Below are 13,407 nucleotides of genomic sequence, written 5' to 3'. Positions count from 1 at the left end.
GAGGTAATTGCAGGTGATATTATGACAAAGGGTCAAGTAGAAGCAAAGATCAGTGAAGTAGTAAGTAAGTTCGAGATCGAGTTCATGGGACGTGGTCCTAAACAGATAAGAACTTTAATTGTTCAGGATCTTATAATCATTAGACTCAAGGGCTTTCTAAGTCAATCGGAACAAAAATTGGCAGAGAATGGTCAGGGAGTTGATTTGTTAAAAAAAGTAAGAGTTATGCTCTTTGAGAATTCTCGTGACTATCTTGTGGCGCTGATTCAGGAAGTTGTGGATGTTGACGTGATCAGCACACATTCTGATGTAAGCACTAAAACAGGCGAAAAAATAATCATTATTACTGTTAGTGAGAATCTGGAAGACAGATTCAAACGGTAGATGTAAACACAATCACTATTTTTGTTGGAAGACCAGTCGTAGGGTTGCGCCGCAACAAGACGATTAGTAAGCCGATATTTAAATTCCTAAAGGAGTTTAAATATTGGCTTTTATTTTTTAGAGAGGAAAAGTAAAAATGAGTGTAGAAATTTCTAAAATTGTATTAACTGAGGAGCTAAAAAATCTTGTCAGTAAAGGAATGAAAATCACAATCCCTGAAAGCCGCGAAGATTTGCTGCATATGGCATTGGGTTCGGCAAATAATGATCTTTTCGAGGTTGCTTATGATGTACCTGGCAAAGGACGCATTGTTGAGGCAACTGTTGCCAAATGCAAGAATGGTGCGGTAGTGAATTACACAGACTTATATATGAGACGCCGCGATCCTGATTGCATGGTTATTGCAGACGAGGGTAAAACTGATAAGCAGCGTTATAAAGATAGATATGGAAATGATTTCGATTCACTGAGAAATCTAAGTTTTGAATGGCTTGCTAGTCAGGATCTGATTATGATGCCTTTTATGGCAGGTGGAGAAGAATTAGGGTACCCGGCTCTTTTAGTAGCGCCGCATAATGCTGGTTTTTTCGCTGGAGGACTGGCAGATCTTCAAGGGTTTATTCCTGCAAGTAAAATTCCTGATGATTTTGAGCCAAGAGCTATTATATATCTGGCACCTACATTTCGCCATACTCATTTTGAGGGCAAACAAATGGTAGTCCATAATCGTCTTGATGACGTTTATGAATTGTTCTCATATAATCTTTATCCAGGACCCAGTGCCAAAAAAGGAGTTTATGGAGTTTTAATAAAGATAGGCGAGGAAGAAGGCTGGATAACAGCTCATGGCTCTACTGTTAAAATCGTTACACCTTATGATAATTCAATTACAATTATGCATGAAGGTGCCAGCGGCGGTGGCAAGAGCGAAATGATAGAAGAGATGCATCGTGAACTAGATGGAAGAATCCTTCTTTCAAAAAATGTGATTTCTGAAGACAAAAACTATATAGAAATAGCAGATACCTGTGAGCTAAGACCTGTAACAGATGATATGGCTCTTTGTCATCCAAAGTTGCAAAACGAAAGCAAAAAATTGGTTGTAACAGATGCCGAACAAGGCTGGTTTTTGCGTACCAATCACATAAAAAAATATAATACCGATCCCTATCTGGAGAGTATGTGTATACATCCACCAGGCCCGTTGATTTTTATGAATTATGATGCCGTTCCAGGTTCAACTTGTCTTTTATGGGAACATATTATGGATACGCCCGATAAAGCATGTCCGAATCCTCGAGTCATAATGCCGAGGAGATTTGTTCCTAATATTGAAAATCAGCCATGTGAAATTGATATTAGAAGTTTTGGAGTTCGTACTCCTCCTTGTACAAAAGAGCATCCAACTTATGGCATAATTGGGCTTTTCCATATATTACCTCCGGCTTTGGCTTGGTTATGGCGTTTGGTTGCTCCAAGAGGACATGATAATCCTAGTATTACGGATACTCAAGGCATGAGCAGTGAAGGTATCGGTTCTTATTGGCCTTTTGCTACCGGAAAACAGGTCGATCAGGCAAATCTTTTGCTTGAGCAGATTCTTGAAACACCAAATACACGCTATATTCTGATACCTAATCAGCATATAGGTGCATATAAGGTTGGTTTTATGTCGCAGTGGATCGCTCGCGAATATCTGGCCAGACGTGGTGGTGCAAAATTCAGCGCAGATCAGCTTAAGGAGTCAAAATGCTCTTTGCTTGGCTATTCTCTAAAGGGTATAAAAGTTGAAGGAACAGTTTTACCAAAAGACCTCCTTGAAGTAAATAGACAACATGAGGTAGGTGATGAAGGCTTCAACAAAGGTGCTAAAATATTGTCTGATTTCTTCAAGAGAGAATTATCTAAGTTTGATGTTCCTGAATTACATCCACTCGGCAGAAAAATAATTGCTTGCTGTATGTCTGATGGGACTGTTGATGATTTTGTCGAGCTGATACCTATAAGATTTTAATCAGGCAGACAGATATTACGCCTCCTTATCTGATCGAGATTAACTGCTCTACTGTGTGTTATCGGCTGCCATTCTACTCTTTTGAACATAGCAGCAACGGAAATTGGTATATATGTAAGCATGAATATCGGAAAAGTAAATGTATAGATTATTTTATGCCTGATACTTGCATGGATACTATGCCATTCCGTTGCTGTAGTAATGGCTCCAATAAAGAAAAGGCCGAAATATAGTCTTAATACATTAAAAATTGAGGGCAGAATAAGCTCAATCGGTGAAGTTCCTGAAATCAAGCTGAATACACCAAATGCTGTATTTACTGACATGCAAAGCAAAGTAAGTACAATTGCCGGCATTATAGTCATCGTCATATCAAAACACGAAAAGCTTTTGCCAGCGATACCAGAGACTAAGCTTTTTCCATATTTACCGAAAACCTGCAAATACCCTCTAGCCCAACGCATTCTCTGTCGCCAAGACTGACTGAAAGTTACAGGCTGTTCATCATATAAAATTGCTTTCCTACAATAACCTATGGTTTTGCCTCCTATTACATTATGAACTGTAAACTCAATGTCCTCTGTCAAAAGATGAAAAGGCCAACCTCCACAAGATCTAAGGATATTGCGACTGAACATAAACCCTGTACCGGAAACGGCACAACTTGTGCCAAGATTCATCCTTGCTTCGTTAAGATAACGTGCTTCTCTTAAAAACCAGAGGGAATAGCCAGCAGAAATCCAATTATCAGCATAATTTTTTGAATTTCTATAACTTGTGATAATTTCATAGCCGGAGCAAAAAGTTTCGTTCATCTCATAGAGAAAGTTCTCGTCCAGAATATTGTCTGCATCCAGTACCAGAAAGCCATCAAAGCTGTCTAACTTGAATGCCAGATCAATCTTAGTGAGCAAAAATTCTAATGCATATCCCTTACCTTTTTTTTGCTCATTAAACCTTTCCCAAACATAAGCACCTTTACTGCGCGCCAACTCTGCTGTTCTGTCCGTGCAATTATCAGCAACTATAAAAATTTTTATGCTTTTTTCTGGATAATTTTGTTTTTTTATACTTTTTATGAGTTCCCCTATAACATTTTCTTCGTTTCTGGCACAAATAAGGATCGCATAATTATTTGTTTCTGAAGGTAGTTGTTTTTCTTTATTACTTATGTCTTCTCTTGGTCTATTAGTTTTATTCATTTTCGAAAATTTTCTGCCAAATAGTGATACCGGTATATATGCTATCTGATAGGCATAACAAGAAAAAAACAATATGGCGATTACGATATTAAATACAGTTACAACGTTCATTTTCATTTCCTCCGACGCCAAGTATACAGTATCGTTTATTAAAACAAGCAGTATAATTTCTTAAGATTTGTTTAATGTTTTTGTTAAAAATTAAGATGTTGTTTTCATCGCCGCCAAAATTTTTATTTGCCATTTCTTGTTACTTTTGCATTAATCCTGAAAACATTGATGAGAATATACTTCTTAGCATTCCTATACCGCACTTATCATATTGACGAAAATAAACAGTGGTGTTATAGTTCTAACATAATTAAATAAAAGTTCTTCAGGGATAGGTGTAATTCCTTACCGGCGGTAAAGCCCGCGAGCCGAAAGGCAGATCCGGATAATTTCCGGAGCCGACAGTAAAGTCTGGATGGAAGAAGAGCAAGTCTGTTATTTGAATTACGATTCATCTGGTTTTCAGATTAACTGATTATGATCCCTGAAGTTTTAACTTCGGGGATTTTTTGTCTCCGCAACGGGGAGATTACTATGAATGATCAGAAATATAAATGGATGGATTATGCAATTGATCTTGCCTTAAAGGGCTGGGGCAAAACAAATCCTAATCCTTTGGTAGGATGCGTTATTGTCAAAAACAACAAAATACTTGCGGAAGGCTACCATGCGGCACTAGGTCATGATCATGCTGAACGTGCAGCTATAAATGACGCGAAAAAAAGAGGAGTTAACCTTGAAGGATCGACACTTTATGTCAATCTTGAGCCATGTGTACATCAAGGGCGCACACCTCCATGCGCAGATCTGATTATTGAATCAGGTATTAAATCTGTTGCCATTGCTATGAAGGATCCCAATCCACTGGTCACAGGCAAAGGGGTGGAAAAACTGCAAAAAGCCGGAATCAAAGTTGAGATAGGTATTCGTGAAAAAGAAGCTAAAAAACTCAATGAAATTTTCATCAAATATATAACGACAGGTCTGCCTTTTATTCTGATGAAGACAGCAATGAGCATTGACGGTAAGATAGCAGCAAATTCAGGAGATTCTAAATGGATTTCTGGAACTGATTCAAGAAAAATTGTACATCACTGGCGAAACCGAATTGCAGCAATAATGGTCGGTCAAAATACAGTTTTACTTGATAATCCTTCTTTAACCACCAGAATGGCAGACGAAGATACGAAAAATCCCGTTCGAATTATTTTAGATAGCAGCAATTGCCTTAATCCGGATAGCAAAGTTTTTGATTGCGATAATCAGACAAAGGTCATTCTTGCGTCTACATCTCGTTTTTGCCCTCAAAAAGCTGCTACTCTTGTAAAAAAAGGAGTTGAAGTTGTCTGTGTGGAAAACGAGATGAAACAGATCGATCTTTGCTCCTTAATATCTTATCTTGGGGAAATAGGAATTGACAGCATTATGTTGGAGGGCGGCGGGAAATTAAATGAAGCGTTTTTACGTTTGGGTTTAATTGATAAAATTATGCTTTTTATGGCACCAAAAATCATTGGTGGTTGTAATGCTGTATCTTGCTTTAATGGCTGCGGAATAGAAAAAATGTCACAGGCAATAGAGGTTTCTGATCTTACTGTTACTGGTTGTGGCGAAGACTTGCTTATAGAGGGTTACCCTGTTTACACATAACAATTTTAATTTTTTCAAAAAGAGACACTCATAAAATGTTTACAGGAGGCGCAAAATGTTTACAGGTATTGTCGAGGAAACAGGTCAAATTAAAGCAATAAATAATTTTGGCAAAGAAACTAAACTGGTTATTCAAGCAAACAAGATACTAGGTGGTACTAATATGGGTGACAGCATTTCTGTTAACGGAATATGTTTAACTGTCACGGAGGTGCAAACAGACAGTTTCACAGCAGATGTTATGCCTGAAACTATCAGAAGATCAAATTTATCTCAACTGAAACTTCGCAGCAAGGTAAACCTCGAAAGGGCACTGCGTTTGAACGATCGCTTAGGAGGACATATTGTTAGTGGTCATATAGATGGAACAGGCATTCTGCTATCTGTTGTTCAAGAGCAAAATGCAATAATTTTAAAAATTAAAGCCGACGCGGAATTGCTGAAATATATGATAGAAAAAGGCTCGGTAACACTAGATGGAGTCAGCTTAACTCTAATTAATGCCGGAAACAATGATTTTTCAGTTTCTATTATCCCTCATTCCGCAGCAGCAACAATTATCGGCAGTTATAAACCAGGCGATCACATCAACATAGAGTGTGATCTGATCGGCAAGTATGTAGAACGCTTATTAACATTTAAAAATAATAATAATCCAAATGATATGAAATCTGGAGAAAGTAAAAATTCGGCAATCAATTTTAATTATTTGAAAGAGCATGGTTTTTACTAAAAACAAAAATAATTTCAAAACAAACCAGAAAATAAGAGACAGATTCTGTTAGCTAAGATAGCAAATACAAGACTGGTAAGGAGGCTTTTATGTTCACAAAAATAGAACGGGCAATTGAGGATATTCGTCAAGGCAAAATGATTGTTGTCGTTGATGATGAAAATCGAGAAAATGAGGGGGATCTGCTAATGGCAGCCGATAAGGTTACGCCAGAGGCAATTAACTTCATGGCAAGCTACGGAAAAGGAATGATATGTGTTCCTTTAACGGAAGCAAGAGCACATGTGCTTGAATTACCTTTGATGGTAGAAAGAAACACCGAAAGCATGCGTACAGCTTTTACCATCACTGTCGATGCCAAATCAGTACATACCGGAATTTCTGCCTTTGAAAGGGCAGAAACTATAAAACAGTTAATTAATCCTGCTGCTGCAAGCGATGATTTTGTCAGGCCAGGTCATATTTTCCCACTCATTGCCAGATCAGGTGGTGTTTTGCAAAGAGCAGGTCATACTGAGGCGGCAGTAGACCTTGCCAAACTAGCAGGATTAAAACCTGCAGGTGTTATTTGTGAGATAATGCACGATGATGGCACAATGGCAAGATTACCTCAGCTGATTGAGTTTTGCCAAAAACATCAGATGAGCTTGATAACGGTTGCCGATCTAATCCAGTGGCGACGAAAAAACGAGCAGGAAAAGCTGGTAAGTCATGCTGCTAAAGCTAAACTACCAACGCAATACGGTGATTTCACAATTCATGCTTATGAAAATGAGATTACAGGGGAACATCATGTTGCACTTACGCTTGGTGAGGAAAGTTTTTCAGAAGAACCTGTTTTACTAAGAGTACATTCCGAATGTCTGACAGGAGATGCTTTCCACTCACTGCGCTGTGATTGTGGAGAACAACTTGATGCAGCTATGAAACGCATTGCCGAGGAAGGTCGAGGTATGGTCCTGTATATGCGTCAAGAAGGTCGTGGCATAGGTCTTGTTAATAAGATACGTGCATATCAGCTACAGGATAAAGGGCAAGATACAGTGGAAGCAAACCTTTCTTTAGGATTTGATGCTGATTTAAGAGAATATGGGATAGGTGCTCAAATTATCAGTGATTTAGGAATTCGCCAAATTCGGATTATGACTAATAACCCTCAGAAAATAAACGGTTTAAGCGGCTTTGATCTGGAAATTGTCGAAAGAGTCCCGATAGAAATAGAAGCAAAAGCTGAAAATAATTTTTACCTGAAAACAAAAAAGGATAAAATGGGACACTTGATTGAATGAAGCACGCAAAAACTGACTAATTTCCAAAATGCTTTTTTATACCTTAGTATTTTGTTTCAAAAAATTTGAATAAATTTAAGCGGTTTGCAATTTGAAAGGAGAAAAAAATGGTAAAAATAATTGAGGGCAATCTAATTGCCAATAAACAGAGATTCGGCATTGTTGCCGGCAGGTTTAATGAATTTATAACTAATAAACTTATTGGTGGTGCTCTTGATGGTCTTAAAAGACATGGTGTTGATGAAAACAATATTGAGATAGCCTGGGTTCCTGGTGCATATGAAATACCTCTGATAGCACAAAAAATGGCCCAATCCGATAAATATGATGCGGTTATTTGCCTGGGGGCAGTAATCAGGGGCTCCACGCCTCATTTTGATTATGTGGCTAATGAAGTTTCAAAAGGAATTGCCCATGTAACATTGCAGACTGGAAAACCTGTTATTTTTGGTGTGCTTACTACTGACAGTATTGAACAGGCAATTGAGCGTGCAGGTACCAAGGCAGGAAATAAAGGTTTTGATGCTGCAGTAACGGCCGTTGAAATGTGTAATCTTATTTCTAAACTATAAATTTATCAAAAAACCACTGTGTCTAAACCTTTGGGAACAGACACAGTGGCTTTTTCTAATCAAGATTTATTATATTGGGCAAACCTTAAATCTATCATTGCCTTTTACTAAGAACTTCAGCCTCATATTTTTTGATTTCATCAAACCATGAAGCATCGGCAATTATTCCGTTGTCTTCACAATATTTTGTCCAGACATCCCCAAAGGGAAGTGTCTTTAGTTCTTCCTGAACAACCATCAGTTCTGAGAATCTACCTTCATCCTGAAGCTGTTTTAAAAGTTTATGAGGTGTACATAAAGCCATCAGCAAAGCTTTTTGCCAACTACGGAAACCCACTGTCCAGGCAGATATACGATTAATGCTGGCATCAAAATAGTCAAGAGCCATATAAACACGATCGAGAGCATCACAGCGAACGATTTCTTTTGCCATTTCACGCGGTTCATCTTCAAAAAGCAGCACATGATCTGAATCCCAGCGAATCGGGCGTGTTATGTGCAGAGCAATTTCAGGGAAAAAGCTGAGCAAAGAAGGTATTTTGTCAGAAACAACCTCGGTGGGATGATAATGTCCATTATCCATCAGTGGCAGACATCCTTCATGAGTAGCCGCAAAAGTCAACGAAAATTCGGCAGACCCAACCGTATAGGATTCAACGCCTATACCGAAGACTTTTGATTCAACACATGGTTTTACCAGCTTTTTATCAAAAGGTTCTGCAAGGATCGCTTCGATAGATTCCTTATAACGTATACGTGGTTCCATTCTATCGGCAGGAATATCCTTAAAACCATCGCCTGTCCAGATATTCATGACACAGGGGATTCCGGTCTGTTCAGCAAAATACTGTGATATACGTACGCAAGCTTTACCATGCTCTATCCAGAAATCACGAATTTCTTTATCGGGACTGGACAAAGTAAGTCCATCTTTCATTTTTGGATGTGAGAAGAATGTAGGATTAAAATCTATACCTACATTGCGTTCTTTAGCAAACTCAACCCATTTTTTGAAATGTTTTGGTTCTAACTTATCACGATCGACAAATTCACCTGGTTCAAAGATTGCATAACAGGCATGGACATTCAGTTTTTTCTTTCCAGGACAAAGTGACATTACTTTATCCATGTCCTGAAGAAGTTCTTCCGGATTTCTTGCCTTGCCAGGATAATTTCCTGTTGTCTGAATGCCTCCGGTCAAAGGACCATCATGGTCAAAACCGGTAACATCATCACCTTGCCAGCAATGAAGTGACACAGGGATATCTTTGAGCTTGCTTATTGCCTCGTCAGTGTTTACACCAACAGAAGCATAGATTTCTTTAGCAGATTCATATCTGTTACTCATAAAAACATTCTCCTTTTAATGAATTTTGATCTGTCCAAGTTTATTTACTGTAAGTTTTTACCAGAAATACTGAAATTATTAGTGTCCTGAATCATAAACTGTTAACACTAATTTTAATAGAGAAAGAGGCAGCTAAAAAGTACATGAGATGACTAAAAAACTGTCCTTATTTGTTATCACGATATTTTTTTGGCGATACACCATACCTGGAGAAAAACAGACGATGAAAATAACTGAAGTTTTTATAACCGACACTTTGGCAGATATCACTTATCTTGAATTTTGTTGTCTTTAGCAAAAAACAAGCCTGATCAAGGCATTTGTTCTGCAAGAGATCTGTGAAAGTTTTTCCCGATTGTTTCTTTATTTCGCGGCTTAGCCAGCTTACATCACAATGCAGTTCTTCTGCCAGCTTTCTTAATTCTGCATCATGGTAATGCTGTTCTATATATCTTAGAACATGAAGGAGCAGCTGCTGTCTTTCATCGCCAGGCTCTACATGCAGATTCTCAGTGTGATTGGCAAGATGTAAAAATAACAACCCCATCGTTAATTGGTTTATACTTCTTTTGTTACCTTGTTGACTGACAAAAATCCAGACCAGATTTTCCATCAGGTTTTGTATTGGTAATATGTCTGCTACCTTGAAAAGCAGATATCCTTTCCCTCCACTATTTCCTCGCAGGCAATCAAGCAAAAAATCTCTAATCTGGTTCTTTTCTTCACCCATCATTTTTATTGCTGTGTCAAAAAACTGTGGTAAAATGATAAAGTTTACCGCAATGTCATCCATTTCCGCAGGAAATATTTCCTGTGTCGTATTCTGGCTTAGTAGTAAAATCTCACCTTTATTCAAAATTATGTCATTTCCATTTATTTTATGTCTGGTCTTGCCATTACACATATAAATCATTTCCACAAAATTATGCGTATGTTCCGGGAAATGAATAAATCTTGTATGCTTACGCAAAGTAATTAACCGGCCTTGCTCAAGTAGTATCGAAGAGTCAATTTGATCGGATTCCTTACTCATATATAAGGTTCTGTTGATTTCTGATTTGCCGGACAATATATCTTGTTCCTCTGATGTTATTTTTTTTAACTCTTCTAAAAGCAAGTTGTTCATTATTATGTTCCTTCTTTCTTGCGGTCTTCAGAATCAGAAAGCATGTACATTGTTCTGAACTGTGTCGGACTTACTTTCTTAAACTGCCGGAAGACTCTATTAAAAGTAGAAATGCTTTCAAATCCAGCTTCCAGAGAAGCTTCTGTTACAGTGATCGACGGATCCATCAAAAGTACCTCGGCAATTCTCAAACGTTCCTTTGCCTGAAATTCCGGAAAACTATGGCCCGTATATTGTTTAAATAATTTTGAAAAATGATATTTAGAAAATCCTGCTACCGAGGCTGCATTTTCCAAAGATATTTTCTGATTGCAGTGAGTCGTTATAAAATTGCAGGCTCTTAACATCTGCTGTTCAACCTGATCCCTGTGTTTAATAACTTTCCTGTCTTTTATACTACCTTCAGACAATAGATTTTGTCCAAGCAACAAGATGAATTCATAAATTAACATACATGATTTAATTTCAGGGAAAATTTTCTCATTAACAGAAACATCCAATATCTGTAATAAAATATCTTTGAGACTGGCACCAAGGTCTTTTGTCGAGGTGATTAATCTTGTCCGGTAAAACAGATATGCCATTTTCTGAAAATCAAGCCTATCAGTCAATAATTGTGAATCAAACTGCAACATCAAAGTATTATTTGGTCTTGGTTGATAAATAATGGAATGCAGTTCTCCAGGCCAGACGAAAAGAATATCTCCTTTTTTCATATTATAAGTCTGTCCATTTACTTCATATATTAAACCATCTTGCATAGTGTAAATGATTTCAACATAATGGTGCCAGTGCAACGGAAAAGTTTCCAGTTCCTGGAAATAAAAAATGCTATATGAATAGCCATTATAGAAATGATTATTCTCAAAAATAGACGGATCTTTCATTTTTACCAGCCCCAACCTATTCTAATAAAAGCAGCTATGCCTAAAAACAAATATTGATATTAACTAATTATAGCAATATTTGAGCATAACATCACAAATATTAAGTAGTTTGATTAAAGCAGCAGTATTATCTTGAATGTAGGCTGAAAGATGCCATCTATAAAAAATATCCAATAGAATTTGAGAAAGAGGTGTTTTTAATGAATAAAATTTATCATGTTTCAGTTAATGGAAATGATAATAATGGCGGAAGTCAAAGCGATCCTTTCCGCACGATATCAAAAGCTGCTGAAATTGCCGAAACCGGTTCGCATATAATTGTGCATGCAGGCGAATACCGAGAATGGGTTAAACCAGCACATAGTGGCTACAGCAATATAAACCGTATAACTTATGAGGCTGCCGAAGGCGATAAGGTCGTAATAAAAGGCTCTGAGATTATTAAAAATTGGGAAGCCTTAGGAAACGGTGTCTGGAAAGTTATGTTATCCAATGAAATTTTTGGTGACTATAATCCCTATAAAGAAATTTTATCAGGTGACTGGCTTATTCACCCTGCAGATAGAGTTTTGCATCCAGGCGAAGTGTATCTTAATGGCAAATCACTGTATGAAGCAGCATCTCTGGAAGAAATTCGCAATCCGATCAAAAGAGAAATTGGAACAAATCCTCCATGGACAAAGCGTACAGAAAAACTGCTTGATCCTGAAGGTTCAATCTACCAGTGGTACTGCGAAACAGATGATAAAACTACTACTATTTACGCTAACTTTCATAATTTTGATCCAAACAAAGAGCTGGTAGAAATAAATGTTCGCAAATGCTGTTTCTATCCAGAAAAAACAGGTATGAATTATATTACGGTCAGAGGATTTGAAATGGCACATGCCGCTACTCCATGGACTCCGCCAACCGCTGATCAGCCGGGTTTAATCGGAGCAAACTGGAGCAAAGGCTGGATCATAGAAGACAATATAATTCATGATTCGAAATGCAGTGCTATCAGCATTGGTAAAGAAGCCTCAACAGGTCACAATCTATGCACAAGGCGTCAGCAAAAACCTGGTTATCAATATCAGATGGAAGCAGTATTCCGTGCGCTTCAGATAGGCTGGTCAAAAGAGAAAATCGGTTCTCATATTATTAGAAACAATGTCATTTTTGACTGCGGACAAAACGGAATAGTTGGTCATATGGGCTGTGCCTTCAGTGAGATTTATAATAATCATATTTATAATATAGCCGTTAAGCACGAGTTTTTCGGTTATGAAATTGCAGGAATAAAATTACATGCTGCAATCGATGTACAAATACATAATAACAGAATTCACGATTGCACCCTCGGAACCTGGCTTGACTGGCAGGCTCAGGGAGCTCGTGTCAATAACAATTTGTATTATAGAAATGATCGTGATTTGTTTATAGAAGTAACACATGGGCCACATTTAGTCGATAATAATATTTTTGCATCAACCTATAGTTTTGATAATGTTGCTCAAGGAGGCGCCTATGTAAATAATCTTTGCTGCGGCTCAATGAGGAGAATAAAAACACTGGACAGAGCCACACCTTATCATTTTGCTCATTCTACTCAGGTTGCAGGCGTAGCAGTTATTTATAGTGGTGACGACCGTCTTTACAATAATATATTCGTTGGCGGTTTTGAAATACCAGAAGAAGAATCTTTCAGCGGCACAGCAGGTTACAACGATTTTTCTCCCTCGTTTGAAGACTATCACAAAAAAATTCTTGACGCAGGAAATGGCGATCATGAGAAATTTTTCCAGATTGAGCAACCCGTATATATTGACGGCAATGTTTATTTTCATGGTTCAGAAGCCTTCAATAGTGAACAGAATAATATTGTTTTGCCAAAATTTGATCCCAAAGTTGCAATCGTAGAAGAAAATGACGGTGTATATCTGGAAATAACCATTCCTGAAGAAATAGAGAATTTAACTACAAAAATTCATTCCACAGATTCTCTGGGCACCGTCAGAATAGTTGATGCAATTTTTGATGATCCAAATGGCAATCCTATAACTTTGGATAAAGATTATTTGTCTAATTCACGAGGCATCAACCCTCTTGCCGGACCATTTGAAAAACTGCAAGCAGGACATAACAGGATAAAGGTCTGGGAATAAAGTA

11 protein-coding genes and 1 riboswitch are annotated in these 13,407 nt (G+C 37.7%); of the genes, 7 read left to right on the top strand and 4 right to left on the bottom strand.

Features of this window, described 5'->3' with window-relative positions; all coding sequences use genetic code 11:
- Positions 1-21: 21 nt before the first annotated feature.
- On the top strand, positions 22-384 hold the full coding sequence (locus AC0KSB_RS14940; protein WP_472310574.1) for a Na-translocating system protein MpsC family protein: 363 nt from the start codon (positions 22-24) through the stop codon (positions 382-384).
- 136 nt (positions 385-520) lie between these two features.
- On the top strand, positions 521-2,398 hold the full coding sequence (locus AC0KSB_RS14935) for a DUF4914 family protein (RefSeq protein ID WP_472310572.1): 1,878 nt from the start codon (positions 521-523) through the stop codon (positions 2,396-2,398).
- Here the strand turns inward: AC0KSB_RS14935 and AC0KSB_RS14930 are convergent.
- The gene (locus tag AC0KSB_RS14930; protein WP_472310570.1) at positions 2,395-3,711 is read right to left on the bottom strand and encodes a glycosyltransferase family 2 protein; all 1,317 of its coding nucleotides are present in this window, start codon (positions 3,709-3,711) and stop codon (positions 2,395-2,397) included. The genes AC0KSB_RS14935 and AC0KSB_RS14930 overlap by 4 nt on opposite strands.
- Before the next feature lie 257 nt (positions 3,712-3,968).
- Positions 3,969-4,082, top strand: a riboswitch (FMN riboswitch).
- Between the two features lie 103 nt (positions 4,083-4,185).
- Between AC0KSB_RS14930 and ribD the strand changes: the two genes are divergently transcribed.
- From ribD to ribH, 4 genes are all read left to right on the top strand, one after another.
- Positions 4,186-5,301 (top strand): bifunctional diaminohydroxyphosphoribosylaminopyrimidine deaminase/5-amino-6-(5-phosphoribosylamino)uracil reductase RibD, encoded by a 1,116-nt coding sequence (gene ribD / locus AC0KSB_RS14925; protein ID WP_472310568.1) that lies wholly within the window; start codon positions 4,186-4,188, stop codon positions 5,299-5,301.
- A 55-nt stretch (positions 5,302-5,356) separates the two neighbouring features.
- Complete coding sequence (locus tag AC0KSB_RS14920; protein WP_472310566.1) at positions 5,357-6,034, top strand: riboflavin synthase; 678 nt, start codon at positions 5,357-5,359, stop codon at positions 6,032-6,034.
- Between the two features lie 89 nt (positions 6,035-6,123).
- On the top strand, positions 6,124-7,323 hold the full coding sequence (locus tag AC0KSB_RS14915) for a bifunctional 3,4-dihydroxy-2-butanone-4-phosphate synthase/GTP cyclohydrolase II (protein ID WP_472310564.1): 1,200 nt from the start codon (positions 6,124-6,126) through the stop codon (positions 7,321-7,323).
- Positions 7,324-7,430: 107 nt separating this feature from the next.
- The gene (gene ribH, locus AC0KSB_RS14910) at positions 7,431-7,895 is read left to right on the top strand and encodes a 6,7-dimethyl-8-ribityllumazine synthase (protein ID WP_472310562.1); all 465 of its coding nucleotides are present in this window, start codon (positions 7,431-7,433) and stop codon (positions 7,893-7,895) included.
- Positions 7,896-7,989: 94 nt separating this feature from the next.
- Here ribH and AC0KSB_RS14905 read toward each other — a convergent pair whose 3' ends face one another.
- The 3 genes from AC0KSB_RS14905 to AC0KSB_RS14895 form a co-directional block, all read right to left on the bottom strand.
- Positions 7,990-9,243, bottom strand: a complete 1,254-nt coding sequence (locus AC0KSB_RS14905; RefSeq protein WP_472310560.1) for an L-rhamnose isomerase — start codon at positions 9,241-9,243, stop codon at positions 7,990-7,992.
- 166 nt (positions 9,244-9,409) lie between these two features.
- On the bottom strand, positions 9,410-10,369 hold the full coding sequence (locus AC0KSB_RS14900) for an AraC family transcriptional regulator (RefSeq protein ID WP_472310558.1): 960 nt from the start codon (positions 10,367-10,369) through the stop codon (positions 9,410-9,412).
- A gap of 2 nt (positions 10,370-10,371) precedes the next feature.
- Positions 10,372-11,256, bottom strand: coding sequence for an AraC family transcriptional regulator (locus AC0KSB_RS14895; protein WP_472310556.1), 885 nt, complete (start codon positions 11,254-11,256; stop codon positions 10,372-10,374).
- A gap of 200 nt (positions 11,257-11,456) precedes the next feature.
- On the opposite strand from AC0KSB_RS14895, the gene AC0KSB_RS14890 reads away from it, so the two are divergent.
- Complete coding sequence (locus AC0KSB_RS14890) at positions 11,457-13,403, top strand: DUF1565 domain-containing protein (RefSeq protein ID WP_472310554.1); 1,947 nt, start codon at positions 11,457-11,459, stop codon at positions 13,401-13,403.
- Positions 13,404-13,407 lie beyond the last annotated feature (4 nt).

Source organism: Ercella succinigenes, from assembly GCF_900002895.1.
The sequence above is the reverse complement of the archived record's forward strand: the minus strand, read 5'-3'. Positions and strand labels throughout refer to the sequence as shown.

Bases quoted from the DNA above. Each gene is read 5' to 3' on its own strand.
- AC0KSB_RS14940 (WP_472310574.1), top strand. From the start codon at position 22: ATGACAAAGGGTCAAGTAGAAGCAAAGATCAGTGAAGTAGTAAGTAAG.
- AC0KSB_RS14935 (WP_472310572.1), top strand. From the start codon at position 521: ATGAGTGTAGAAATTTCTAAAATTGTATTAACTGAGGAGCTAAAAAAT.
- AC0KSB_RS14930 (WP_472310570.1), bottom strand. From the start codon at position 3,711: ATGAACGTTGTAACTGTATTTAATATCGTAATCGCCATATTGTTTTTT.
- ribD (WP_472310568.1), top strand. From the start codon at position 4,186: ATGAATGATCAGAAATATAAATGGATGGATTATGCAATTGATCTTGCC.
- AC0KSB_RS14920 (WP_472310566.1), top strand. From the start codon at position 5,357: ATGTTTACAGGTATTGTCGAGGAAACAGGTCAAATTAAAGCAATAAAT.
- AC0KSB_RS14915 (WP_472310564.1), top strand. From the start codon at position 6,124: ATGTTCACAAAAATAGAACGGGCAATTGAGGATATTCGTCAAGGCAAA.
- ribH (WP_472310562.1), top strand. From the start codon at position 7,431: ATGGTAAAAATAATTGAGGGCAATCTAATTGCCAATAAACAGAGATTC.
- AC0KSB_RS14905 (WP_472310560.1), bottom strand. From the start codon at position 9,243: ATGAGTAACAGATATGAATCTGCTAAAGAAATCTATGCTTCTGTTGGT.
- AC0KSB_RS14900 (WP_472310558.1), bottom strand. From the start codon at position 10,369: ATGAACAACTTGCTTTTAGAAGAGTTAAAAAAAATAACATCAGAGGAA.
- AC0KSB_RS14895 (WP_472310556.1), bottom strand. From the start codon at position 11,256: ATGAAAGATCCGTCTATTTTTGAGAATAATCATTTCTATAATGGCTAT.
- AC0KSB_RS14890 (WP_472310554.1), top strand. From the start codon at position 11,457: ATGAATAAAATTTATCATGTTTCAGTTAATGGAAATGATAATAATGGC.